Source organism: Streptococcus sp. 2100 (assembly GCF_013276335.1).
In the GTDB taxonomy this organism is placed as follows: Bacteria; Bacillota; Bacilli; order Lactobacillales; family Streptococcaceae; genus Streptococcus; species Streptococcus pseudopneumoniae.
Genome location: NZ_VMKV01000081.1, coordinates 1 through 1454, shown reverse-complemented (window position 1 = coordinate 1454; position 1454 = coordinate 1). Strand labels below are relative to the sequence as shown.

Genomic DNA, 1454 nt, shown 5'->3' with positions numbered 1-1454 from the left:
TCGATTTACTAAAGACATTATTACATTTGAATTACAAAACCTAAAAAATCAAATGTTTTTCCTTGCAAAATTCGGGGGGGGGTGGTATAATTGCTACTAGACTGTATATTATTCATAGGAGATACAGTGGGGTAAATAGTCGTAAGTTGCTATTTATATATTATTGTCAATCGAAGAGGAAAATGACATGTTCTCTTCAATCATATCTTTAAAGGAGAAAGAGTTATGGATTTTAGAAAGTGTAACAGAGAAAAGGTCTTCCGTTACTCCATTCGTAAGTACCACTTTGGTGCCGCCAGTGTCGCGGTTGCCGCATTGATGTTTTTAGGAGCACGAGCTAGTGTTGTTCAGGCGGATACTACAGTAAATGCTACAGAGGTGTCTCTTGAGAGTTCTGAGCCTAAATCGGATCCAGCTGCGGAGGGAGCTAGTGAAGCTTCGAATGGAAGTGAGCGAAGTGCTGATCAAACAAGTAATTCTGTTCAGCGTACTCCTGTTGGCAGTGATAGGGACGCTTCTCCATCAAGCAATAATGGGGAAAGTTCTGAAGGGTCAGATAGAAGCAACAGTAGTGCCGTTAGCGGAAGTGATAGAAGTGCTGAAGAGACAAGTAACTCTGGTCAGCATGCTCCCGTTAGAAGAGCTAGGAGTGTCGGGGAAGACCGGGCATCAAGGTTGAATGGGGACTATTCATATAATGTTGATCAGGTTCCTGTACCAGATGAAATCTTTAACACTCCGATAAAGCTTTATGATTACTGGGGTCAGGGTATGTACAACTGGCTGACTCAAAATAGTAAACCAGGAATATTCGAACTCTATTATGATGATATTACAGAATCTAATAAAGTAAGACGTAAAGTTCCTAAATCTGGCAGAAAAATTGATCAATTATATAAAGACGAAGCTATAGATAATTTGCAGACATTTGATGTTTTTCGACATCATCCGACAGCAACCCATCTAACTTTACAATTTGATGTGAAAACCGGCAATGTTAATATGAAGGTGATTGATTCGAATAATCAAGTACTGAGAACTATTCTAGTTCCTAAAACAGACATATTTATGAAGCAAAGCGAATGGGAGGTTAAGAAAAAAGAAAGGGAAAGGCAAGAAGCAGAAACAGGTCCAGCTAAGACAGCAGCCAAAGCAGCATTAGCTGAAGCAGTAGAGGCAGAAAAGGCAGAAATCAATGCCGATAAGAGTTTGACAAAAGAAGCGAAAGCAGAAAAACTCAAAGAACTAGAAGCTAAGCAAAGAGAAGAAGAAGCTAAGATTGACTCAGCAGAAGACGCTGATAAAGTAGCCGAAGCTAAAACAGCAGGTGTAACAGCCATTGAAGGCGTCCACACAAATGGTGACTTAGAAGCTCTTAAGAAAGCTGCCAAAGCAGACTTAGAAAAAGCAGCGCAAGCAGAAAAAGCAGCCATCGCAGCAGATAAGAGCTTAAC

At 40.4% G+C, this 1454-nt stretch carries 1 protein-coding gene; it reads left to right on the top strand.

Annotated elements, in window-relative coordinates:
- Positions 1-225: 225 nt before the first annotated feature.
- Positions 226-1454, top strand: a 1229-nt coding sequence (locus tag HT669_RS09865; RefSeq protein WP_172933698.1) for a YSIRK-type signal peptide-containing protein, incomplete at its 3' end; no start/stop codon positions are given.